This is a genomic window from Mesorhizobium sp. M0077 (assembly GCF_040322955.1).
Classification (GTDB): Bacteria; Pseudomonadota; Alphaproteobacteria; order Rhizobiales; family Rhizobiaceae; genus Mesorhizobium.
This window is the reverse complement of sequence record NZ_JAMYUL010000005.1, coordinates 307015-328617: the sequence shown is the minus strand read 5'-3', so window position 1 is coordinate 328617 and position 21603 is coordinate 307015. Positions and strand designations below refer to the sequence as shown.

Annotated in this window: 18 protein-coding genes and 1 pseudogene; 12 read left to right on the top strand and 7 right to left on the bottom strand. The window is 63.8% G+C overall.

Going from position 1 to position 21603, the window contains the following annotated elements; genetic code table 11:
• Positions 1-16: 16 nt before the first annotated feature.
• From NKJ57_RS13660 to NKJ57_RS13640, 5 genes are read right to left on the bottom strand one after another with little or no spacing between them, the layout of a single operon-like run.
• Complete coding sequence (locus NKJ57_RS13660) at positions 17-910, bottom strand: ROK family protein (RefSeq protein ID WP_352461833.1); 894 nt, start codon at positions 908-910, stop codon at positions 17-19.
• On the bottom strand, positions 907-1710 hold the full coding sequence (locus NKJ57_RS13655; RefSeq protein WP_352511084.1) for an alpha/beta fold hydrolase: 804 nt from the start codon (positions 1708-1710) through the stop codon (positions 907-909). Before NKJ57_RS13655 ends, NKJ57_RS13660 begins: the two co-directional genes overlap by 4 nt.
• On the bottom strand, positions 1707-2543 hold the full coding sequence (locus NKJ57_RS13650) for a sugar phosphate isomerase/epimerase family protein (RefSeq protein ID WP_023694227.1): 837 nt from the start codon (positions 2541-2543) through the stop codon (positions 1707-1709). The genes NKJ57_RS13655 and NKJ57_RS13650 overlap by 4 nt, the downstream gene beginning before the upstream one ends.
• Positions 2543-3622 (bottom strand): Gfo/Idh/MocA family protein, encoded by a 1080-nt coding sequence (locus tag NKJ57_RS13645; RefSeq protein WP_352511083.1) that lies wholly within the window; start codon positions 3620-3622, stop codon positions 2543-2545. Before NKJ57_RS13645 ends, NKJ57_RS13650 begins: the two co-directional genes overlap by 1 nt.
• Positions 3623-3638: 16 nt before the next feature.
• Positions 3639-4844 (bottom strand): ROK family transcriptional regulator, encoded by a 1206-nt coding sequence (locus tag NKJ57_RS13640; protein WP_352511081.1) that lies wholly within the window; start codon positions 4842-4844, stop codon positions 3639-3641.
• A 169-nt stretch (positions 4845-5013) separates the two neighbouring features.
• On the opposite strand from NKJ57_RS13640, the pseudogene NKJ57_RS13635 reads away from it, so the two are divergent.
• Positions 5014-5193: pseudogene (locus NKJ57_RS13635) on the top strand (ATP-binding cassette domain-containing protein); the annotation flags it as partial.
• A 77-nt stretch (positions 5194-5270) separates the two neighbouring features.
• Here NKJ57_RS13635 and NKJ57_RS13630 read toward each other — a convergent pair.
• Positions 5271-7073: a dipeptide ABC transporter ATP-binding protein gene (locus tag NKJ57_RS13630; protein ID WP_352511080.1), complete on the bottom strand. Its 1803-nt coding sequence runs from the start codon at positions 7071-7073 to the stop codon at positions 5271-5273.
• Between the two features lie 191 nt (positions 7074-7264).
• Between NKJ57_RS13630 and NKJ57_RS13625 the strand changes: the two genes are divergently transcribed.
• The 8 genes from NKJ57_RS13625 (at position 7265) to NKJ57_RS13590 (ending at position 15756) form a co-directional block, all read left to right on the top strand.
• Positions 7265-8623, top strand: a complete 1359-nt coding sequence (locus NKJ57_RS13625; protein WP_023806178.1) for an LLM class flavin-dependent oxidoreductase — start codon at positions 7265-7267, stop codon at positions 8621-8623.
• A 15-nt stretch (positions 8624-8638) separates the two neighbouring features.
• Positions 8639-9415: a DUF427 domain-containing protein gene (locus tag NKJ57_RS13620; protein WP_352511079.1), complete on the top strand. Its 777-nt coding sequence runs from the start codon at positions 8639-8641 to the stop codon at positions 9413-9415.
• Between the two features lie 35 nt (positions 9416-9450).
• Positions 9451-11094 carry an ABC transporter substrate-binding protein gene (locus NKJ57_RS13615; protein ID WP_023738076.1) on the top strand — a complete coding sequence of 548 codons (1644 nt, stop codon included), beginning with the start codon at positions 9451-9453 and terminating at the stop codon, positions 11092-11094.
• A 37-nt stretch (positions 11095-11131) separates the two neighbouring features.
• The gene (locus NKJ57_RS13610) at positions 11132-12091 is read left to right on the top strand and encodes an ABC transporter permease (RefSeq protein ID WP_352511078.1); all 960 of its coding nucleotides are present in this window, start codon (positions 11132-11134) and stop codon (positions 12089-12091) included.
• Positions 12088-12969 (top strand): ABC transporter permease, encoded by an 882-nt coding sequence (locus NKJ57_RS13605; RefSeq protein WP_352511077.1) that lies wholly within the window; start codon positions 12088-12090, stop codon positions 12967-12969. The genes NKJ57_RS13610 and NKJ57_RS13605 overlap by 4 nt, the downstream gene beginning before the upstream one ends.
• A gap of 100 nt (positions 12970-13069) precedes the next feature.
• Positions 13070-13555: a hypothetical protein gene (locus NKJ57_RS13600; RefSeq protein WP_023694218.1), complete on the top strand. Its 486-nt coding sequence runs from the start codon at positions 13070-13072 to the stop codon at positions 13553-13555.
• A gap of 165 nt (positions 13556-13720) precedes the next feature.
• On the top strand, positions 13721-15160 hold the full coding sequence (locus NKJ57_RS13595; protein WP_023732561.1) for an aldehyde dehydrogenase family protein: 1440 nt from the start codon (positions 13721-13723) through the stop codon (positions 15158-15160).
• Positions 15161-15174: 14 nt separating this feature from the next.
• Positions 15175-15756: a DUF1349 domain-containing protein gene (locus NKJ57_RS13590; protein ID WP_023732560.1), complete on the top strand. Its 582-nt coding sequence runs from the start codon at positions 15175-15177 to the stop codon at positions 15754-15756.
• Positions 15757-15775: 19 nt separating this feature from the next.
• Here the strand turns inward: NKJ57_RS13590 and NKJ57_RS13585 are convergent, their stop codons facing one another.
• Entirely contained in the window at positions 15776-16555 is a 780-nt protein-coding gene (locus tag NKJ57_RS13585; protein ID WP_352511076.1) for a helix-turn-helix transcriptional regulator, read from the bottom strand.
• A 109-nt stretch (positions 16556-16664) separates the two neighbouring features.
• On the opposite strand from NKJ57_RS13585, the gene NKJ57_RS13580 reads away from it, so the two are divergent.
• The 3 genes from NKJ57_RS13580 to NKJ57_RS13570 are packed head-to-tail and all read left to right on the top strand — an operon-like array spanning position 16665 to position 21523.
• A complete protein-coding gene (locus tag NKJ57_RS13580) occupies positions 16665-18824 on the top strand; it encodes a hydantoinase/oxoprolinase family protein (protein ID WP_352511075.1) in 2160 nt (719 codons plus the stop codon).
• A gap of 12 nt (positions 18825-18836) precedes the next feature.
• The gene (locus NKJ57_RS13575; protein ID WP_023694214.1) at positions 18837-21041 is read left to right on the top strand and encodes a hydantoinase B/oxoprolinase family protein; all 2205 of its coding nucleotides are present in this window, start codon (positions 18837-18839) and stop codon (positions 21039-21041) included.
• Positions 21038-21523 (top strand): acetone carboxylase subunit gamma, encoded by a 486-nt coding sequence (locus NKJ57_RS13570; RefSeq protein ID WP_023745194.1) that lies wholly within the window; start codon positions 21038-21040, stop codon positions 21521-21523. Before NKJ57_RS13575 ends, NKJ57_RS13570 begins: the two co-directional genes overlap by 4 nt.
• The last annotated feature ends 80 nt before the right edge of the window (positions 21524-21603 follow it).

The following is a 21603-nucleotide window of genomic DNA, read 5'->3' as shown; positions in this document are numbered from 1 at the left end:
ACAGCAATCACGGCGATCACACCGCGCCGAGCAGCACCGCGCCATGGATCGCCGCCTGCCAGCCCAGGGCCGCCCAGCGTATGTCCAGAGGCTCTACAACAAGCGAATGCGGCAGGCTGTCCGCGATGCGCTGCTTGAGCGTCTGGCGGGGATAGGACTTCATGTCGACGATACCGCCGCCGATCAGGATCGTCTGCGGGGAAAACAGGGCGGCTGCGGTTGCGACGGCCACCGCCTGCTGCCAGACGATTTCGTCGAGCCATTCGCGCAGCGATGGCGGCTGCCCGGCCGCCGAAAACAGATCGGCCACCGGGATATCGTAGTCTGTCGCGAGTTCGACGAGCGTTGCCCCTGAGGCATAGGTCTCGACCCGGTTTGGCGGACCGCTTTCGTCGGGCCGGTAGATCGGCATGTGGCCGATCTCGAGCGCCCAGCCGCCACCCCTGAAAATGCCGTCCTTGCCGAGATAGGCCGCACCGATGCCGGTGCCGAGATAGACCGCCAGCACCTCCTTTTGCCGCTTCACTGCGCCGGCGACGCTTTCACCCAGCAATTGCAGCACGACGTCGCGTTCGAGCCGCACGGGAACGCGGAGCCGCGATGCCAGTTCCGTACCCAGCCGGATGCCGTTCAGCTCGGGAATGTTGGCCGTGTGCAGCACCGTGTCGAAGTCGCGGTCGATGAACCCAGGCACCGTCGCAACGACCCGTGCAGGTTTGAGCCCGACATCGCGGCAGGCTGCGGTGACCGCATCGGCCAACCCCGCCACAGGCGCGCCCTGGCGCAGTTGCGCGGTCGGGTAGGTGCGGGCAAAATCCACCGGGATGCCGTGGTCGGCAAAGCCAACCTTGACCGACGTGCCGCCGATCTCGACCACGGCGATCGTGTCGTCCATCGTTTGATGCGTCATGCCAGCGCTTCCAGGAACTCCGAAAGACAGGCGCGGAATTCCCGCCGGTAGGCGGCGCGATCCTGCGATTTGGCTGTGATGGTGCAAAGCCGGGCCGACGGGATGAGCCCGGCCAGCGTCTGTGCGTCGTCCAGTCGATGGACGAGGTCATGGTCATGGCCGATGACAAGGGTCGGCACCGCGATAGCGCGGATGTCCGCCTCGCTCACGCCCGGACCATCGCCCGCGATCGCCACCAGCAACCTACCGAACAGAACCGGGTCCGGGCGATTGAAGAAGCCTTGCAGGCTGGCGAGATTGTCCGGCGCCAGCCTCGCTAGCTCTGCGGCAACTGCGCTGTCATCGAACAGACGCCTGGCGTCTTTGGGCGAATGCCGCATCAAGAGATCGCCGACGACGGCATAGGGCTTCATATTTTCCGGAGCCGCCTGGGCTACCCAGGCGGGTCGGGCGAGCACCAGCGCCCGCACACGAGCCGGCTTGTGCACCGCCAGGCGCAGCGCCAGTGCGGCACCCATCGAGATGCCGCCGACGACGGCCGAGCCGATGCCGAGAGCGTCGGCGAGCGCTTCGACATCTTCAGCAAAAGTCGCAATCGAAAGCCGCTCGACCGGCCCGTAGCCGGATCCACCCTGGCCACGGCATTCGAGCGTCACCCGCCGTGTCTGCGGCAGGTCGGGAAACACGTCGGCTACCTGCGCTTCATCACCGCCCAGCCCATGCTGAAAGATGACGGGGAAGCCGGCGCCGACGTCCCGGTAAGCAAGGTCGGCACCGTCGCGGCTGAAGGTCTGTTTCACGCTCTTCCGCTTTCTTCGAGCGCAGAGCGAAGGAAGGCGCCCACGCCGGGCGCCTCGGCCTCCATCAGGCCGTGCGTGATCAGGGGGCCGTCGAACCCGGCAGCTTGAAGGCGGCTAATGAAATGCGGGAAGTCGACAACGCCCTGTCCGGCGGCGGCAAAACTGCCGTCGGCATGGCGGTCCTTGGCATGGGCCATGCCGATCTCGGCGGCCAGCAGGTCGACGGCCTCGTCGATCAGGCGATGACGCTCCGCGCTGTCAGCCACTTCGAACAGATTGGCCGGGTCGAGCACAATGCGCAGGCGCTTGCTGTTCACCTCATCGAGCAGGCGGCGTGCGGCCCGCGCGCTGGAGACGACATTGGCAAGTTCCGGTTCGATGCCAAGCTCGATGTCGAAGCGCTCGGCAATCGCGATCGCGGCTTCCATCTCCACCCGAAGATCGCTCCAGGCGGCGTCAGTGGCATTGTCGGCATGCCAGCGCCACTGATCCTCAGCATCCCTGGTGCCGGTGCACAGCGTAATCAGCCGCGTGCCCATGTCAGCGCATGACGCAGCCAGTACCTCGAGCCGGGCGAGTCCCTGATCGCGAACCCTGCGATCGGGATGGATCATGTTGTAGGTTCCAGACACTGCTGCAATCGAAACACCGGTCTGGCGGCTCGCCTCAACGACGGATCGGGCCGCATCCGGCTCGATGCTGTCCGGCATCGACGGCAGTCCAAGGCACGCCAGGTTGAACTGCGCCGCCGCGTAGCCGGCGTCCGCGACCGCGCGCAGAACCGGCAAGGCGCCGGTGGTGGTGAAGGTCTTGGCGAAGATCCCAAGCTGCATCACACGACCCCGTCGACGTCGGCGAGGCGGACGGCGCGGCCGCCGGCAGCGGCGGAGCGGGCGATGGCCGCCATCCCCCTGACCGATGCGATGCCGTCGTCTATGCCGGCGCCAACCATGGGCGCGCCATTCAGCACGACATCGGCAAAGCCTTCGAGCTGCCGGCGATAGAAGTGGCCATCCGCGCCAAGCGTGCGGTGCCAACTGCCATCGGCCTCGCGGAAAATGTCGACCTCGCTGCTCTTGTAGTACCACGGGTTATAGGTCTTCGCGAGAACGCTGCCGTTCTGGCCGTAGATCTGGAACCCTTCGTGCCAGTCCATGCGCACGGCAACCGTCAGGTCGAGATGGCCGACCGACCCGTCGGCGAAGATGGTGGTGACGAACCAGCAATAGGCGCCGTAGCGCTCGGTGAGCCGGGCCTCGACCGCCTCGATTGGGCCGTGCAGATGGCGCGCCGTGTCGATGAGGTGGCTGCCATGCGCCAGCATGTAATACTGGCGCAGATCCGCCTTGGGATTGACGGAAGGCTTGCGCGCCTTGGCGCTGGTGATGATCAGCGGCTGGACCGCATCGGTCATCGGGTAGCGATGGGTGCTGTCGCAATACCAGCCCTTGAACGCCAGCCGCTCACCCATCTCGTCGTCGACGAAGGCCTTGGCCGCCTGGATGCCGGGATCGAAGCGCTTCATATGACCGACCTGGAGCACCTTGCCGCTCCTGTCGACCGCCGCCCGCAAGCCTTCGACTTCCTCGACCGAAACGCCCAGCGGCTTCTCGCACAGCACGTGCTTGCCGGCATCCAGCGCCAGTTCCGTGGCCTTGACGTGGAACGTGTCCGATGTCGCGATGATGACGGCATCGAGGTCGGGATCGGCCAGCATCTGGCCATAGTCGGCATAGGATTTTTCGGGCGCGTAGGTCGCCGCCATCCTGTCGCGCAGATCGTCGGCGACATCGCAGATGGCATAGAGATCGGCATTGCGCGCCTTGGTGCAGGATTCGAAATGCGCCGCCTGCGCAATCGGACCGCAGCCGAGCACGCCGACACGCAGCCGCTTTTCATCTTTGCGAGGCATGGAATCTTTCTCCTGATTAGCGCGCGGCGAGGCCGCGAAGTTGAAATTGCGGATCGCCCGACAAAGCTGCCTGATGCAGCAGGCAGGCAGCGCCCAATGCCGGACCGTCGGCGCGGACGCGCGACAGTTCGACTGTGGGAACCGGATAACCTTCAGCCAGGAAGTCCGAGAGGAAAGCTTCCACCTGTTTGGCGACAAAGGGATAGACCGCATTGACCGAGCCGGAGAGGATGATGCGCTCCGGCTGCAGGGTGCAGGCAAGTGTCGCCAGCCCGCGACCGAACCAGAGCGCCCAGTCGCGCGCCGTGGCAACGGCTGGCGGATCGCCGTCGGCCAATGCCGCCACAAACTCATGCAGGCCGGCGCGCAGTCCGCTTATGTGCAAATAGCGAGCCAGCAACGCATCCTTGCCGACATAGGATTCCAGCCGCCCCGGGCGCTTCGCGTCGAAGACAAAACCTTCGTCGCCAATGCGAAGATGACCGATTTCGCCGGCGCCGCCGAGCCGGCCGCGATGCAGCCTGCCGGCATTGATGATGCCGCCGCCAACGCCGTTCTCGATCAGGATGACTAGAGCATCCTCGTCGTCCTTTCCTGGCCGCGACCGGTATGTCTCGGCCACCGCCACGGCATTGGCATCGTTTTCCAAGAGGATCGGAAAGTCCGCGCCAAAGGCAGTGCGCAAAAGCTCCGCCAGATTGACCCCGTGCCAGCCAAGAATGGTGGCATGGTATGAAATCCCGTCGGCGGCGGGGAAGCCGGGCACGGCGACATTGAGCCCGTAGGGGCGCGTGCCCGCAGGCAATTGCGAGCGGATCTCGGCGACGAGTTCCCCGATGATGGCAACCGCGGCTTCAGGCGTGCTGCCCGGGCCGGCAAATGCCCTAGAGGCGCTCGCACGCCGCGCGCCGGCAAGGTCGACAGCCACGGCTGCGATCCAGTTGACGCCGATATAAGCGCCAAGGAAGAAGCCGCCATTGCCGTCGATCTCGACCAGGATACCGGGACGGCCGACCCGACCCTCGCTATCCTGCTCGTCATCCGCTCCATCCGACCGCTCGCGCGCCAGACCGGCTTCCGTCAGCCCCAGCACCAGGGCGCCGGTGGTCGACCGGGTCAGGCCGAGATCGCGTGCGAGCGCCGCTCGGCTCAACGCGCCGGCACGAAACAGCGCCGCAAGTGCCCGCGTTTCGTTCGGCCGAAGATCTGTCGACACCAGCACGTCGTTCTCCACAATTTGTTTGCTCGACATACTAATAGAATTTCTAGGCGGTTTGAAAGACCCAAGGTTGGGTGCATTGCAATAAATCTTCAGCATCCCCAAGCCCATTGACCCAAGTTTCAAACGATAATTTGTATCAGAAACTTACAAATTGGCATGGGAGGATGCGATGCCGGTTCTAGCGCGTCTCGAACATATCGTGAAGGATTTCGGTGCCGTCCGCGCGCTGGACAATGTCTCGCTCGACATCAATGAGGGCGGGGTTCTCGGCCTGATGGGCGACAATGGTGCCGGCAAATCGACGCTGGTCAAAACCATCGCCGGAAATTTCCAGCCGACGTCCGGCACCCCCCAAGCCTGTCCTCCGGCCGCATCGGCCGGGGGACATCTCTTCGAAGGCAGGCTTGTCAGTTGCCCGCTTCGCAATCAGAGACTGCTTGCGTCTCTCCAGCAGGCGATCAGATGACCGTCGCCAGCCTGCCTGACGGGTGGTTGCGCCTTTCGGCAATCGGGCAGCGCGACAGGACAGCGGGCGGCAAAGGAGCATCCGGAGGTCTCGGCATCGTGTGCCGCGACGTCGAGCTGAGCCGGAGCCTTCGGCGCCGTCTCATCCGAGGAGGCGGCCAGAAGCAGCTTCGTGTAGGGGTGGTTGGGGCCACGGAAAATCTGCTCGGATGAGCCGGTCTCGACCAGCCGGCCGCGATAAAGCACGCCGATCCGGTCAGCCATATAGCGCACCACCCTGAGGTCGTGGCTGATGAACAGATAGGTGGTGTCCTTGTCGCGCTGCAGGTCGTTGAGCAAATTGAGCACGGTCGCCTGCACGGAAACGTCGAGCGCAGAGGTTGGCTCGTCCAGCACCACGAGCTTCGGCACGCCGGCAAAGGCGCGCGCAATCGCCGCACGTTGGCGCTGGCCACCAGACAGCGATCTCGGCTTCTGGTCGACGGTCGTAGCGGCAAGACGAACCGAGGCCAGGAGATCGGCGACACGCTGCTTCACCTCGCTGCGGCCGAAGCCGGCGAGCCGCCGCAGCGGACGGCCGAGGATCCTGCCGATCCGCTGGCGCGGATTGAGCGTGCGGTCGGGTGACTGGAACACCATCTGCACGTCGCGCCGTTCGCTCAGGCTTCTTTTCTCGACGCGCGGCGCGACAGTGCTGCCGAACAGCTCGACCGACCCAGCGTCCGGCGTCTGGAGGCCAGTCACGATCCTTGCCAATGTCGACTTGCCGGAGCCGGATTCGCCGATCAACCCGAACGTCTCGCCCTGGGCTATCTCCAGGTCGATATCGTGCAGGACGGCCTGGGAGCCGAAGGCGTGGCTGATGCCTTTGCAGGCGACGGCGATCGGACGTGCGGCTTCCGGTTGATCGCTGCGGACAGGCTTCGACGGGCCGGTTGTGTGCATCTCGGCCAGCTTGCCGTCGCGCTTGGTGAAGTTGAGCGCCGGGATCGAGGCGATCAGCGCCTTGGTGTACGCGTGAACAGGGTTCTCGAAGACATCGTTGGCGATGCCGCTTTCGACCACCGTCCCCGACTGCATCACGGCCACCCGATCGCAGGCCCGGCGGACCATGTTGATGTCATGGCTGATCAGCAGAACGCTGGTTTGGTGATCGCGGCGCAAGTCCTGCAGGATGGCGACGATCTCGGACTGGACGCTGGCGTCAAGCGCCGTCGTCGGCTCGTCCAGCACCAGCAGCGACGGGTCGAGCGCAATGGCAATCGCGATGTTGGCGCGCTGCTGCATGCCGCCCGACAATTCGTGCGGATAGAGATCGAGCACCCGCTCCGGATTGCTCACCCTGACGCGGCCGAGCAGCTCGGCGGCGCGGGTGCGTGCTTCGTCCTGCCGAACCGGGCGATGCCGCATGATCGTCTCGGTGATCTGCCGGCCAATCGTCATGGCCGGATTGAGCGCCGCACCCGGATGCTGGTAGACGGCCGCGATGCGATCGCCCCTTAGCCGGCGCAGCTGTTCGCCGGAGAGATTGCGGATCTCGCGGCCCTGGAACTCGAGCGCCGACGCGGCGATCCGGGCGTTGCGCGGCAGATAGCGCAGAATAGCGAGTGCCACCGAGCTTTTGCCCGAGCCGGACTCGCCGACAAGGCCGAGCGCTTCGCCTTCGCCGATGGTGAGCGACACGCCGTTGACGGCCGGATGCGATCCCCGGCGTTCATCATAGGCGACGGTGAGCTGCTCGACGTTCAGAACCGATGACGACATGTCTTGCTGAAACCACTTTCTTTCGGCGCGGTCTTCGAGGGCAATCGCTTCCGCTTTCGCGCCGCACAATCTCTATAAAATTACTCGAATTAAGCTGGAGCGCAATCTACCTTTCACCGCTCAGGAGAGATTGTCGCAGCCGGTCGAGGCATCGCGACGGTCGCCTGAAGCAGTTCTGCAAGGAGACCGGCATGGCACGCGACCACATGATCCTCAGCGCGTTTTTCTTCAATCCGCAGGGCGATCATCGCATGTCGTGGCGCCATCCGCGCGCGCCGGGACGCGAAGTGCTCGACTTCGACTTCTACCGCGATCTCGTCCAGTCTGCCGAGCGCGCCAGGATCGATACGATCTTCGTCGCCGACCATGTCGCGATCTGGGATTCCGTACAGAGCGGCGTAGCCCATTACGCCAATGCCCGCCTGGAACCGCTGACGCTGTTGTCGGCGCTTGCCGGCGTGACCAGGCATATCGGCCTCATCACCACCGCCTCGAGCTCCTACAGCGAGCCCTATAATGTCGCCCGCATGTTTGCCTCGCTCGACCATATCAGCAAGGGCAGGGCGTCTTGGAATGTGGTGACGTCGGCCATGGACGAGGAGGCCCGCAATTTCGGCCGCGACGGCAATATCGAGCACGCCTTTCGCTATGAGCGCGCCACCGAATTCCTCGATATCGTCAAGGCACTGTGGGACAGCTGGGAAGACGAAGCCCTGCTTATCGACAAGGCATCGGGCTATTTCGCCGATCCCGACAAGGTCCATGCGATCAACCACAAGGGCCCGCACTTCAAGGTGCGCGGACCGCTCAATGTCTCGCGCCCGCCGCAGGGCCATCCGCTGATCGTCCAGGCCGGCTCGTCCGAAGACGGCAAGAATTTCGCTACCGCGCATGCCGATGCGCACTTTGCCATCTACAGCACCAAGGAAGACGGCATCAAATATAGGCAGGACATCAACGAGCGCCTCGCCCGTTACGGCCGCAAGCCCGAGAGCTTCAAGATCCTGCCGGGCATCCTGCCGATCGTCGCAGCTTCCGAAGCGGAGGGACGCGAGCGGCAGGAGTATCTGCAGAGCTTGCTTCCCGATCGGGTCGGCATCGACCTTCTCTCTAGCTGGAGCGGCGTCGATCTCTCCGTATATCCGCCGGACGGCCCGCTGCCGCCGCTGCCGGACGAGAGCACCTTCAATGGCGGCCGCACCTCGCTCAATCGAGTCAAGGAATGGTCGAAGCAGAACCTCACTCTGCGCGAGATCGCTCGCAAGCTCGCCAACAGCGGTTCGGTGCCGACCGTCGTCGGCACACCGAACCAGATCGCCGATCAGCTGCAGGACTGGTTCGAGGCAGGTGCCGCCGACGGCTTCAACCTGATGTTCCCGCTGCTGCCGGAGGATTGGGTGAATTTTGCCGAGCAGGTCGTGCCGGAACTGCAGCGCCGCGGCGTATTCCCCACCGAATATGCGCCGGGGACGCTGCGGGACCGTTTCGGCCTGGCGCGGCCGGCCAACCGCTTCACCGAACAGCGCGACAATGTGCGCGCCGTATCCTGACTTGGAGCAATTGGTATGACCGCAGCGCCAAAACTCCAGCCCCGCGAAGCCACGGCTCCGCAGCTCATCAATGTTCTGCACAGCCCCAAGCGCATTCGGGTCAAATTCGCCGGCCGCACCATCGCCGACAGCCGCAACGTCCTGGTGCTGCGCTCCAACCATTTCCTGCCGATCTATTTCTTCCCGGCATCCTCGGTGGACCGCTCGCTCTTGAAGCCGTCCGAGCATAGCCAGCCCCATCCCGTCGGTGGCGAAACCACCTATTGGAACCTGGAGACGGGAGAAAAAGCTTCGCCCAACGCGGCCTGGTCGCTTGTCGCGCCGCCGGATGAAAGCCTGTCGCCGCTGGCCGGACGCATCGCCTTCACCTGGAAAGCGGTCGACCAATGGTTCGAGGAGGAGGAAGAAGTCTTCGTCCACGCCCGCGATCCATACGCACGCATCGATGTGCTGCAGAGTTCAAGTCACGTCCAGATCTGGTTCGACGGCGAAGTGATCGCCGACAGCCATCGCCCGGTGCTGCTGTTCGAAACGCATCTGCCGACGCGTTTCTATTTGCATCCGGACGATGTCAGGCTCGACCGTCTGGTCGCCTCGGACAGCACGACGCGCTGTCCCTACAAGGGCATTGCCTCTTACTGGTCGGGCCTGCGCGCCGACGGCTCGGTGAGCCCTGATATCGCTTGGAGCTACCGCGATCCCATTGCCGAAATGCCCAAGATCAAGGGCCTCATCGCCTTCTACCCGCAAGCCGTCGACTGCATCCATCTCGACGGCGAACCAGTCGCTTAAAGGCATTCAACAGTCATTTCAGACAGGGGTTTCAAATGACCAAACGCAACGACATCGATACGCTTCGCAATCTGTCCGGCGACATCTGGAACGTCGCCGTCGATGAGCACCAGGCCGGCTTCCTCAAGCGCCGCGATCTGCTGAAATACGCAGCCTTGATCGGCCTCACCGGCTTTGCCGCCTCGCAGGGACTTGCTGGTTTCGGCACGGCGCGCGCTGCCGGCGCCGGCGGCACGGTCCGCGTTGGGCTCGGACAGCCGACCAAGGCGATCGATCCCGTCTCCATCACCGATCCGGCCAGCATCGGCGTCATCAGCCAGGTCGGCGAATATCTCATCCTCGACGATCCCAAGGACGGTCTGCAGCCCAAGCTCGCTCTGTCGTGGGAGGCCGACGAGACCGCCAGCCGCTGGACCTTCAAATTGCGGCCGGGCGTGAAATTCCACGACGGCCGCACCGTCACCGCCAAGGATGTGGTGGCGAGCTTCGAGCGGCTGGTCGATCCGGCCAGCGGTTCGTCCGCTTTGTCGGCCTATAAGGGCATCCTGTCCAAGGGCGGCGCCAAGGTCGTCGACGACCAGACAGTCGCCTTCGATCTCGACGGCCCCAACAGCAACTTCCCCTTCTATGTCTCCTCCGACGTCTACAACGCCGTAATACTGCCGGCCGACTATGCCGGCGATTTCGAGAAAAATTTCAACGGCACCGGCCCGTTCAAGCTCGAATCCTTCCGCCCCAAGCAGGGCGCCAGCTTCGTGCGCAACCCTGACTATTGGGGCGACAAGGCGCTGCCCGACCGCGTCGAAATCAAGTTCTTCGACGACGAGCAGGCGCAGGTGCTGGCGCTGCAGGCCGGCCAGCTCGACGTCATCCCGAGCACGACCCGGCTGGAATTGGCGATCGAGGGCAATCCCAACTTCAAGCTGCTCAGCGTGCAGGCAAGTTCGCATGACGAGGTGCATCTGCGGACCGACCAGGCGCCGTTCACCGACAAGCGCATTCGCCGCGCTCTGGCGCTCACCATCGACCGCGAGGCGGTGGTCAAGGGCTTGCTCAAGGGCCGCGCTATCGTCGGCAACGACACCCCGTTCGCGCCGATCTTCCCCTCGGCCGATCCGTCGGTGCCGCAGCGCAAGCAGGACATCGCCGAGGCCAAGCGCCTGCTTGGCGAAGCCGGCGTGCCGAACGGCTTCCCGGTGACGCTGACCACCGAGCGCGCCTATGACATTCCCGATTATGCCGTGCTGATCCAGAATTTTGCCAAGAAGGCCGGCATCGACATCAAGCTCAACGTGCTGCCGCAGGACGCCTATTATGGCTCGGCGAAGTTCGGCTCGTCGCCATGGCTCGATTCCAATCTCGGCATTACCGATTTTGGCCATCGCGGCACGCCCGACATCTTCCTCAATGCCACGCTGAAGAGCTCGGGCGCCTGGAACGCCGCGCATTTCAACAACCCCGCCTATGACGGGTTGCTGCTCGAATACGGCAAGGCCCGCGACCTTCAGGCGCAACGCCTTGCGGCGGGAAAGATCCAGACCTTGCTGCTCGACGAGACGCCGCTGATCATCAGCTACTTCTCGCAATATAGCCGGATCGTCTCATCGAAGGTCGAGGGCGTCCGCTTCACGGCAATCTCGCATCTGCTGCTCGACCGCGTGACGTTCGCCCAGGCATGATTGCGAGACGTCCAGCCACTCCGGGCACTAAAATCCGATGCTGACCGGCCGCACTGTGTCGGTGCGGGCAGCCTCGCTTCTGCTCACGCTGTGGCTGGTCAGCATGCTGGTGTTCTTCGCCGGGCAGGTTCTGCCCGGCGATGTCGGTCGCCTCATGCTCGGGCCGTTCGCCGATGCCGAGGCCGTCGCGGCGCTGAACAGGCAGCTCGGCGCCGACCAGCCGGTGCTCGTGCAATACTGGCACTGGTTCAGCAGCGTGCTGTCAGGCGATTTCGGCACCTCCCTGTCGCTGCGTCTGCCGGTGGCGCCCTTCGTTCTGGGAAGCCTCAAGCGCTCGGCGGCCCTTGCCGGAATTATCCTCGTCTTTCTGCTGCCGCTGGGCATCGGCGCCGGCGTCGTCGCCGGTCTCAACCAGGGCCGCTTTATCGACCGCCTGATCGTACTCGCCGGCGTGTCCTTCGGCATTGTCCCGGACTTCGTCTCCGGCCTGCTGATGCTCATCGTCTTCGGCCTGTGGCTGAACTGGTTCCCGATCACCGGCGCTGCTCCCGATGGCGCCGGGCTCTGGGTCAGTGGCTATTACCTGATCCTGCCGGCGCTGCCGCTGGTGCTGAACCTTGCCGGCTACATCGCCCGCATGACGCGGGCCGGCGTGATCGAGGCGCTGGCCGCCGACTATACGCGCACCGCCGTCCTGAAGGGCCTCGAGCGTCGCGAGATACTCATCCGGCACGTGCTGCGTAATGCGCTGACGCCGACCATCGCCGTGCTCGCGACCCAGACCGGTTACATGCTGGGTGGTCTGGTGGTCATCGAAGCCCTGTTCGGCATACAGGGCCTCGGCAATCTGGTGCTCAACGCCGCCAAGTCGCGTGACTTCCCGATGCTCGAAGCCGGCGTGCTGGTCATGGCGACCATCTTCGTGCTGTCGGCCGCGGCAGGCGATCTCGTGAATGCCTTGCTCGATCCGCGGCAGCGCCGCCGTGTGTCGCCATGATGGAACTGATGGAATTGCCGGAGCGCCGTACGCTGGGCTGGCGGGCAGCAAGTCGCATCCGCGAGACTGTTTCGCAGCTGCCGCCCTCGGTGATCGTTGGATCGCTGATCCTGCTGTTCTGGGTCGGCTGCGCCGTGTTAGGCAGCCTGTTTGTGCCCTACGATCCCTATGCCGAGGATTTCCTCGTCATGCTGGCGCCGCCTGATGCCGCGCACTGGTTCGGCACCGACCAACTTGGCCGCGACGTGCTGTCGCGCATCGTCGTCGGCTCGCGTGACATCCTGCTGGTCGCGCCGGCAGCAACACTGCTCGGCGTTGCCGCCGGCAGCGTGCTTGGCCTCGTGCTCGGCTATTTCGACGGGCTGATCGACGCCATCGGCGCCAGGCTGCTCGACACGCTGATGGCCTTTCCCTTCATCGCCCTCGTCACCATGGCGCTGGTCGCGCTTGGGCCATCGAACCTCACCGTCATCCTTGTGATCGGCATCGCCTATGCCCCGCTGGTGGCACGGACGGTGCGTGCCGCCGTGCGCGAACAGCGCGACCGCGACTATGTCAGCGCCGCCCGTCTCGGCGGCGAGAGCGCTCTTGCCATCATGTTCCTCGAGATCCTGCCCAATGTCAGGGAAACCATCCTCATCGAGCTGGTCACAAGGCTTGGCTACGCCTTCTTTTCGATCGCCACGCTGAGCTTCCTCGGCCTCGGCATCCAGCCTCCCTCAGCCGATTGGGGACTGGCGGTCGCCGACGGCTACGGCTTCCTGACCGGCGGCAAATGGTGGGTGGTGATCTTCAACTCGGCGGCCATCGTTTCGCTTGTCATGGCAACCAATCTGATCGCGCAAGGCATGGGCGCCTTCGAAAACAGCGACCGGTGAAGAGCGGAACACTCAGCAAAGCTGACGCGCAATCGCGGACCGTGCGCTAAAATCGTTCCTCGTGATTCGGCTCTGACAGGGCCTCAAAGCAAGGAACGGCATGAGCAAGGCCCTCATTACATTCGCATTGGTCGCGGTGCTCACCGCATTGCTCATGGCGCTCAGCCTGGCGGTGGCTAGGCACGGTTATCCCTATGGCGCGATCGGCGTGAGGCGGCTGGACGGCATTGCCGATGCCGGCTCGTTCCTGCCGCTCGCCGCCGTCTATTTCTTCGGCGCCATGCTGATGATGATCCTGCCGATCCGCGCCGCCGGCATCGTCTTGACCCATGCTGCGGATGCGCTGTTCTGGGCGGTGATCGCCTTGTTCGCGACCATTGTCGGCTGTCTCGTCGCCCGCTGGGCCTTCGGACAGAGCAGCGTGCTGTGGGCACTGCTGAACTGGCGTTTCCTGTTTGCCGCGGCCATCGTTGGCAGCCATTTCACCATGAACGAGCTGCGCCGCAACATCCTGCTCAGGAGCCTGTTTTTCGTCATCTTCGCCGCGGCGACGCTGGCTTGCCTGTTCTGGACTTTTCCGACCTGACAGGGCCGCTTCATATTGTCCATCTTGAGGTCGCGGCTTTCATAGCCGCGCGCCATCGGCTATCCAGTCCGCAGCCAGATTTCAGCCCTCACAGTGTCGTCATTTGTCTGATAAATAATTCAGGCATACGGCACCCCCAGCGAACCAATACAAGGAAACCGCGACATGAGCCTGTTTCGTAAAAATCTGATCGATGGCGAGTGGGTGGGCGAGGCCGGCTCGCGCAACATCAATCCCTCGAACACGGGGGATGTCGTTGGCGAATATGCCTCGGCCGGCGCCGAACAGGCAAAGCAGGCCATAGCGGCGGCCAAAGCCGCCTTCCCGGCCTGGTCGCGTTCGGCGCCGCTGGTGCGCCACGCCGTGCTGAAAAAGGCGTCGGACGAGATCATGGCGCGCAAGGACGAGATCGGCCGCGCGCTGTCGCGCGAAGAGGGCAAGACGCTGGCCGAGGGCATTGGCGAGACCATCCGCGCCGCCCAGATCTTCGACTTCTTCGCCGGCGAGACGCTGCGCCTGTCGGGTGAATTGGTGCCCAGCGTGCGCCCGGGCGTCGGCGTCGAGATCACCCGCGAGGCCGTTGGCGTCGTCGGCATCATTACGCCGTGGAATTTCCCGATCGCCATTCCCACCTGGAAGATCGCGCCGGCGCTCGCCCACGGCAACACCATCGTCTTCAAGCCAGCCGAACTCGTTCCCGAAAGCGCCTGGACCATCGTCGACATCTTGCACCGCGCCGGCCTGCCGAAAGGCGTGCTCAATTTGGTCATGGGCAAGGGCTCGGTGGTCGGCCAGGCCATGCTCGACAGCCCCGACCTCAACGCCATCACCTTTACCGGCTCGGTCGGCACCGGCAAACGCGTGGCCGCGGCAAGCGTCGAGCACATGCGCAAGTTCCAGCTCGAAATGGGCGGCAAGAATCCGATGGTCGTGCTCGACGACGCCGACCTCGCCACGGCTGTCGAGTGCGCCATCAACGGCGCCTATTTCTCGACCGGCCAGCGCTGCACGGCATCGTCGCGCCTGGTGGTGACCGAAGGCATTCACGACCGCTTCGTTGCCGCGCTCAAGGAGCGCCTGGAAAAGCTCGTCATCGGCGATGCGCTCGATGCCAAGACCCAGATCGGGCCCGTCGTCGATGCGAGCCAGCTGAAGCAGGACGAGGACTATATCGCCGTCGGCAGCCAGGAAGGCGCCAACCTCGCCTTCGGCGGCGAGCGGCTGGACCGCGAAACACCCGGCTTCTATCTCAGGCCGGCGCTGTTCACCGAGAGCACCAACGCCATGCGCATTTCGCGGGAAGAAATCTTCGGGCCGGTCGCCAACGTCATTCGCGTCAAGGACTATGACGAGGCGCTTGCGGTTGCCAATGACACCCCCTTCGGCCTGACCTCCGGCATCTGCACCTCTAGCCTCAAGCATGCCACGCATTTCCGGCGCAATTCCGAGGCCGGCATGGTGATGGTCAATCTGCCGACCGCCGGCGTCGATTTCCACGTCCCGTTCGGTGGCCGCAAGGGATCGAGCTACGGCCCGCGCGAGCAGGGCCGCTATGCCGCGGAGTTCTACACTACGGTGAAGACAGCCTACACCTTTGCCGGCTAATCGACGGTGAACCGATGACAGCGGCGAAAGAGGAACTGACCTGGCTCAACCCGCCGCCGCACCATGCTTTCGGTAATGGCATCGTGCATGTGCGCACCGGCGGGGAAACCGACTTCTGGCGCGAAACCTTTTACGGCTTCTGGCGTGACAATGGCCATTTCCTCTATCGTCCGGTTGAGGGTGACTTCAGCGCCGAAGTCACCGTCAAGGGCGACTACAAGGTGCTCTACGACCAGGCCGGGCTGATGCTGCGGCTGAGTGAAACGCACTGGATCAAGGCCGGCATCGAATACACCGACGGGCTGGCTTACTTTTCGGTGGTGGTCACCAACGACACCTCGGACTGGTCGCTGCTCAGCATTCCCACCGGCCCCGACGGCGTGCGCATCCGGCTGACCCGCCATGCCGAGGCGATCCGCATCCAATATCTTGATACCACCGATGGCAAGTGGAAGCCGGTGCGGCTGGCTTATTTCCCGATCTCCAAATCCGTCGATGTCGGCATGATGTGCTGCTCGCCGCAGCGCGAAGGGTTTGAGGTAACATTCTCCGGCTTTACTGTCGGCCCGCCGATTTCCAGGCAATTGCACGACTGACGGCCATATCGATGGCGGACTAACCGTCTGCCCGATGCTGGAAGAACTGCAAAAACAGCTCCCGTTCGGTGGTTATGTCGAGCTTCTCGTAGATGCGGCGGCGGTGGTTCTTCACCGTGCCGACGGCGATGCCGAGCCGTTCCGCGATGTTGGCGGTCGGATGTCCCGCCAGGATCAACTGCACCAATTCCCGCTCGCGCAACGACAGCTCCGGCCACAGGCTCGCCGGGATGGTCGGCTCCTGCCGGGGCGAGGCGCCGGGGCCGGTCGGCGCCGATGTGCGGGAGAACTCGGTGCCGCGCGCCTTGATGTCGAGCGCATGCAAGGCCTCGAACACCGGCAGCCGCTCGTCCAGCAGGGCGATCTCGCTCTCCTTGAAGGTGGAGGTCGAGCGGTCGAGGAAGATGCCGAGGCACCAGTCGCCGCCATCGGCCAGCATGATGCCGACCTCATCGCAGATTTCCGACTGCGCCAGGAAGCCGGCTATGTACTGGCCGCGCTTGGCCTCGTCATCGGCAAGCCGCTTCAGCGGCAGGATGCCCAGCCTCTGCTCACGCCGCCACGAGGCATAGAACGGGTCGAAGACGTAGTAATTATCGAGATAGCGCCGGACCATCTCGTCGGAGAAGCGCCGGTGCTTGATGAATTCCGGCGTCTTCGTCGCCGAATATCGGGTCACGGTGACGAGATCGTGCTCGATGTCGGCGCCGATCAGGTCGATCAGGCGGTCGACATGCCTGTCCGTACCGGTGGCGGCAATCGCCCTGGCGAGCGGCCCCCAGATATTGCCCATGCGCATGCCCTTTTCTCAGCGATCCCGGTCCGGCGGTCATTGTGTCTTTTGGCACATGGCGCAAGGCCGCCCAAGGAATCTAGCTTGAGCATCCTAGAGCAATCCCGAGGCGACCGTGACACAACCCAACCTCACCAGTCCCATCGTCGGCAATCCAATCGTCATCGGCATCGACGCCGGCGGCACCATGACCGACACGATCCTTGTCGACCAGGACGGCCACTTCAAGATCGGCAAGTCGGCAACCACGCCCAAGAACGAGGCCGAAGGCTTCCTCGCATCGGCCGAAGACGCGGCCGACGCCTGGGGCATCTCGCTGGAGCAGCTGTTCTCCGGCGTCAACGTCGTGCTCTATTCCGGCACCGGCATGCTCAACACGCTGTTGTCGCGCACCGGGCGCCGGCTTGGCCTGATCACCACCAAGGGTCTGGAAGACATGATCCTGATGGGTCGGGGCCTGCAGGCCTGGGCCGACTATTCCTATGCCGACCGGCTGCATGCGGTGACCCACCATCATCCCGATCCGCTGGTGCCGCGCCGTCGCACCCATGGCGTCACCGAGCGCATCGACCAGTTCGGCGACATCGTGCTGCCGCTCTACAAGCATGAGGTCGCGACTGCAGCCAGGAAGCTGATCGCCGACAAGGTCGAGGCGATCTGCATCATGACGATCTTCTCGCACGTCAATCCGGTGCACGAAAAGCGCATCGCCGAGATATGCCGCGAGGAGGTGCTGAAAGCCGGCGCCGACATCCTCATCTACACCAGCCACGAGGTCCGCCCGGTCATCCGCGAACAGTCGCGGCTGAACTCGGTGCTGATCGAAGCCTACGCGACGTCGCGCGGCCGCAAGCAGCTTAGGGGTATCGAGGACGTCTCGAAGAAATACGGCTTCAAATACGGCGTGCAGACGCTGCTGTCCTTTGGCGGCCTGACCTCGATCAACCACCCGCGCCTGCACGAAACCATGATCTCCGGTCCGATCGGCGGCATTCTCGGCGCGGCCTATGTCGGCAAGCTGATCGGCAACGACTCCCTGATCTGCTCGGACATGGGCGGCACCTCCTTCGACATGGGCGTGATTTCGCGCGGCCAGACGCGGATCGAGAACGAGCCGCTGATGGACCGTTTCAAGCTCAACGTGCCGACGCTGCATCTCGACACGATCGGCGCCGGCGCCGGCATGATCCTCAAGGTCGACCCGCTGACCAAGAAAGTCTCGCTCGGGCCGGAAAGCGCCGGTTCCGACCCCGGCCCCATCTGCTTCGCCAAGGGCGGCACTGAACCCACCATCGCCGATTGCGACGCCATACTAGGCCGCCTCAACCCGTATTATTTCCTCGGCGGCAAGGTCGTCTTGCAGGTCGAGAAGGCGCGCAAAGCGTTTGAGGAAAAATGCTCCAGCATCCTTGGCGTCGGTGTCGAGGAGGCTGCCGAAGGCATGATCGACATGCTGGAAGCCGATGCCAACAACGCGCTGCGCCGGGTCATCTCCGGCCAGGGCATCCATCCCTCGGAATTCACGCTGCTGTCCTATGGCGGCTCGGGTCCGCTGCATCTGGCCGGCTGCTCCAGGGGCATCGGCTTCAAGGACATCATCACCTTCCAGTTTGCCGCCGCCTTCTCGGCCTTCGGCTGCACCACCGCCGATTTCATGCGTCGGCATTCGGTCTCGACGCAGCACGACATCGGCGCCCGCGCAAGCGATGACGAGCTGCTCGCTTTCGGCAAGAAGGTCACCGACGTCTGGAATGATCTCACCAAGGCGGCGGTCGACGAGATGATCAGCGACGGCCATATCAGAGACAAGATCAAGACCGTGCCGTTCCTGATGATGCGCTACACCGGCCAGCTCGAGGATGTCGAGGTCATGGCACCGCTTGCCGAGGTCAATTCGGCTGACGACATGCGCAGGGTCATCGACGAGTTCGAGGCGGTCTACGCCAAGGTCAACCATCGCGTTTCGCGCTATGGCGAAGCCGGCTTCACCATCACCGAGCTCGGATTGATCGCCACCGCCGACAAGGTCAAGCCGGTGCTCTTGAAGCGCCCGCTCGGCAAGTCGGCCCCGGCAGCAGCGCACAAGGGCGTGCGCGAGGCCTATATCGGGGGACGCTGGCACAAGGCCAATCTCTACGAGATGGACCTACTGCAGCCCGGCCATGAGGTGATTGGTCCGGCCATCATCGAACATCCCGCCACCACGCTCGTTGTTCATCCGCAGGACCGTGTCCACGTCGATGAGTGGACGCTGCTGCATTACACCCATTCTTGAAAGGGCACCGCCATGTTGGACAGACCTGCCTCGGCCCTGCGCCTTCGCGAACGGCTGCTCGATTCAGAACGGCTGATGGAAGAGACCGGCTGCTATGACGGCATCACCGAGCTCACGCTACGCAACCAGGACCCGCTGAAATTCGAGACGCTGCACACCAAGCTGCGCGCCTATTGCGTCTCGGCCCGCGAAATGGCCCGCCGCATCTCGGCCTCGCCCGGCGTGCGCGAAGTCGGCGAAATGGTGGTGGCGATCTATACGCCCGAGGGCGATGCGATCGCGCTGTCCAACGGCATCATGGTCCACGTCCACACGATGAGCCGCTTCATCAAATGGATGATCAAGAACAATTACGAGGAAAACCCGAAGATCCGCGAAGGCGACATCTTTGCCAACAACGATGCCTTCATCGGCACCGTGCAGGTGCCCGACGTCATGGACGTGGTGCCGATCTTCCATGAAGGCACGCTGGTCGGCTGGGCCGGTGCGGTCTGCCACGAGCTCGAAGCCGGCGGCATCACGCCCGGCGGCGACGTCTGCCTGGCGCAGGAGCGCTTCACCGAAGGCCTGTTCGTCTGCGCCGAGAAGATCGGCGAGAATGACGAGATCCGCCGCGACTACGTCATCCGCTGCGAGCGCAATCTGCGCATGCCGATCTACTGGGTGCTGGACGAGAAGGCCAAGGTCGCCTCCTGCATCGACATGCGCGAAAGCGTCAAGCAGCTGATCTCGGAGATCGGCCTCGACTACTGGATGAAGGTATCGAAGGAGTTCATCGAGGAGGGCCGTCGTGCCCAGCTCGCCCGCACCCGCCAGCTCACCGTGCCCGGCATCTATCGCGGCCACACCTTCTACGGCCATGTCACGGCGGGCAAGCCCGGCTTCCAGCTGCTTGGCGATCCCGACTGGCTCTACAACATCCCGATCGAGATGGAGATCACCACCGACGGCAAGATCACCATGGACTTCGAGGGCACGCAGCCCTGGGGCTACCATTCGATGAACTGCACGCCGGCCGGCATGGATGGAGGCATGTTCGTCACCTTGACCCAGCACATGAATTTCGAGGGCCTCGTCAATGACGGCGCCTGGATGGCGACCGAGCTGAAGCTGCCGCACGGCACTTGGACCAACCCCGACAATGAGATGGTGGCGACCGCCACATCCTGGGCGCTGCTGCTGCCGGCCTATGGCGTGTTCCAGCGCCTTTTGTCGCGCGGCTTCGTCGCGCGCGGCTTCGTCGAGGAAGCCTTCGTTGGCCAGGTCAACAGCCCGATGATTGAGATGGGCGGCGAAAGCCAGTACGGTACGCCGTTCGGCATGGCGCATTTCGAATGCGCCGCCGCCGGCTCCGGCGCGCTGGCCATCGCCGATGGCCTCGACACCGCCTATGTCGGCTGGAATCCGGAATCCGACATGGGCAACATCGAGGTCTGGGAACAGTCGATGCCGATGGTCTATATCGGCCGCTCGATCATGCCCAATTCGGGCGGCGCCGGCAAATATCGCGGCGGCTGTTCCTTCGTCTCGACCTGGCTGATCAACAAGACCTCGCACCTGCGACTGCACACCTCGGAACACTCCTCGCGGGTATTCGACAATGGCGGCATGTGCGGCGGCTATCCCGCGCCGACCTGCCAGAAGCATCGCGCGGTGCGCAACTCCAACATCCACGAACTGGCGGCAAAAGGCGAACCGCTCGCGCATGCCCCAGGTATCGATCCGCATGTCTCCGACTACGAGAAGAACATCGGCGGCGACCATGCCGTGGTCGAAGGCCCCTACATCACCTCGCCGCACAAGTCGGGGGACATCTTCAGCCATTCCTACAATGGTGGCGGCGGTTACGGCGACGTGCTGGAGCGCGATCCGGTCAAGACCGCCTGGGATGTCGAGAACGGTTTTCTCACCCGCCAGGCGGCGATCCAGATTTTCGGCATCGTGCTGAAGGACGACGCCGAGGGTTATCCGGTCGCCGATATCGACGCCACCGTCGAACGTCGTGCCGCCATGCGCAGAGAGCGTCTGGCCAAGGCGATCCCGGTTTCGGACTGGATCGCTGCCGAACGCGGCCGTGTCGAGAAGGCCGACTTCGCGCCCGAGGTGAAGAAAATGTATGCCAGCGCGATCAAGCTGTCGTCGCGCTTCACCAGGGATTTCAGCGATTTCTGGACCGTCGACGCCAGATCGATCTTCATGCCGGGAGCAAAGCCATGACCTCGTACAGCAAGGAAGTCCTCGGCGATCTCTCAGCCGGCAAGCTCCCCTGGCCTCAGACAAAGCGCATCATGAGCGCCTACAAGGACGACGACCGCTTCTTCAAGATGCTCGCCGTCTATCAGGACCGTGTCACCTGGAAGGACCCGATCCTGCTGCCGGTCTCGGATCACCTGTTCATCTGCCAGAGCGGCGACGAGCGCATCACCCGTTGCGAATGCGGCCACTCCTTCGGCGACTACCGCAAGAACTGGAAGCTCAAGGCTGCGATCAACGTGCGAAACACCGAGGAAGCGCTGCGCGAGATCTATCCCAACAGCGATATCCCCGATCCGCAATGGATGGAAATCCGCGAATTCATCTGTCCGGAATGCGGCACCATGCACGAGGTCGAGGCGGCGGCACCCGGCTATCCGATCGTGCATGATTTCGAACCCGATCTCGAAGGCTTCTATCGCGAGTGGCTGGGCAAACCGCTCTAGCGACGTGGTGACCAGCGCTGCAGGCAAGGTAGCGCTCGTCACCGGGCTGGGTCTAAGACTATCGCATCAAACATCATATC

Bases quoted from the DNA above. Each gene is read 5' to 3' on its own strand.
- NKJ57_RS13625 (WP_023806178.1), top strand. From the start codon at position 7,265: ATGGCACGCGACCACATGATCCTCAGCGCGTTTTTCTTCAATCCGCAG.
- NKJ57_RS13575 (WP_023694214.1), top strand. From the start codon at position 18,837: ATGTTGGACAGACCTGCCTCGGCCCTGCGCCTTCGCGAACGGCTGCTC.
- NKJ57_RS13595 (WP_023732561.1), top strand. From the start codon at position 13,721: ATGAGCCTGTTTCGTAAAAATCTGATCGATGGCGAGTGGGTGGGCGAG.
- NKJ57_RS13605 (WP_352511077.1), top strand. From the start codon at position 12,088: ATGATGGAACTGATGGAATTGCCGGAGCGCCGTACGCTGGGCTGGCGG.
- NKJ57_RS13615 (WP_023738076.1), top strand. From the start codon at position 9,451: ATGACCAAACGCAACGACATCGATACGCTTCGCAATCTGTCCGGCGAC.
- NKJ57_RS13660 (WP_352461833.1), bottom strand. From the start codon at position 910: ATGACGCATCAAACGATGGACGACACGATCGCCGTGGTCGAGATCGGC.
- NKJ57_RS13610 (WP_352511078.1), top strand. From the start codon at position 11,132: ATGCTGACCGGCCGCACTGTGTCGGTGCGGGCAGCCTCGCTTCTGCTC.
- NKJ57_RS13630 (WP_352511080.1), bottom strand. From the start codon at position 7,073: ATGTCGTCATCGGTTCTGAACGTCGAGCAGCTCACCGTCGCCTATGAT.
- NKJ57_RS13645 (WP_352511083.1), bottom strand. From the start codon at position 3,622: ATGCCTCGCAAAGATGAAAAGCGGCTGCGTGTCGGCGTGCTCGGCTGC.
- NKJ57_RS13585 (WP_352511076.1), bottom strand. From the start codon at position 16,555: ATGCGCATGGGCAATATCTGGGGGCCGCTCGCCAGGGCGATTGCCGCC.
- NKJ57_RS13570 (WP_023745194.1), top strand. From the start codon at position 21,038: ATGACCTCGTACAGCAAGGAAGTCCTCGGCGATCTCTCAGCCGGCAAG.
- NKJ57_RS13620 (WP_352511079.1), top strand. From the start codon at position 8,639: ATGACCGCAGCGCCAAAACTCCAGCCCCGCGAAGCCACGGCTCCGCAG.
- NKJ57_RS13600 (WP_023694218.1), top strand. From the start codon at position 13,070: ATGAGCAAGGCCCTCATTACATTCGCATTGGTCGCGGTGCTCACCGCA.
- NKJ57_RS13590 (WP_023732560.1), top strand. From the start codon at position 15,175: ATGACAGCGGCGAAAGAGGAACTGACCTGGCTCAACCCGCCGCCGCAC.
- NKJ57_RS13650 (WP_023694227.1), bottom strand. From the start codon at position 2,543: ATGCAGCTTGGGATCTTCGCCAAGACCTTCACCACCACCGGCGCCTTG.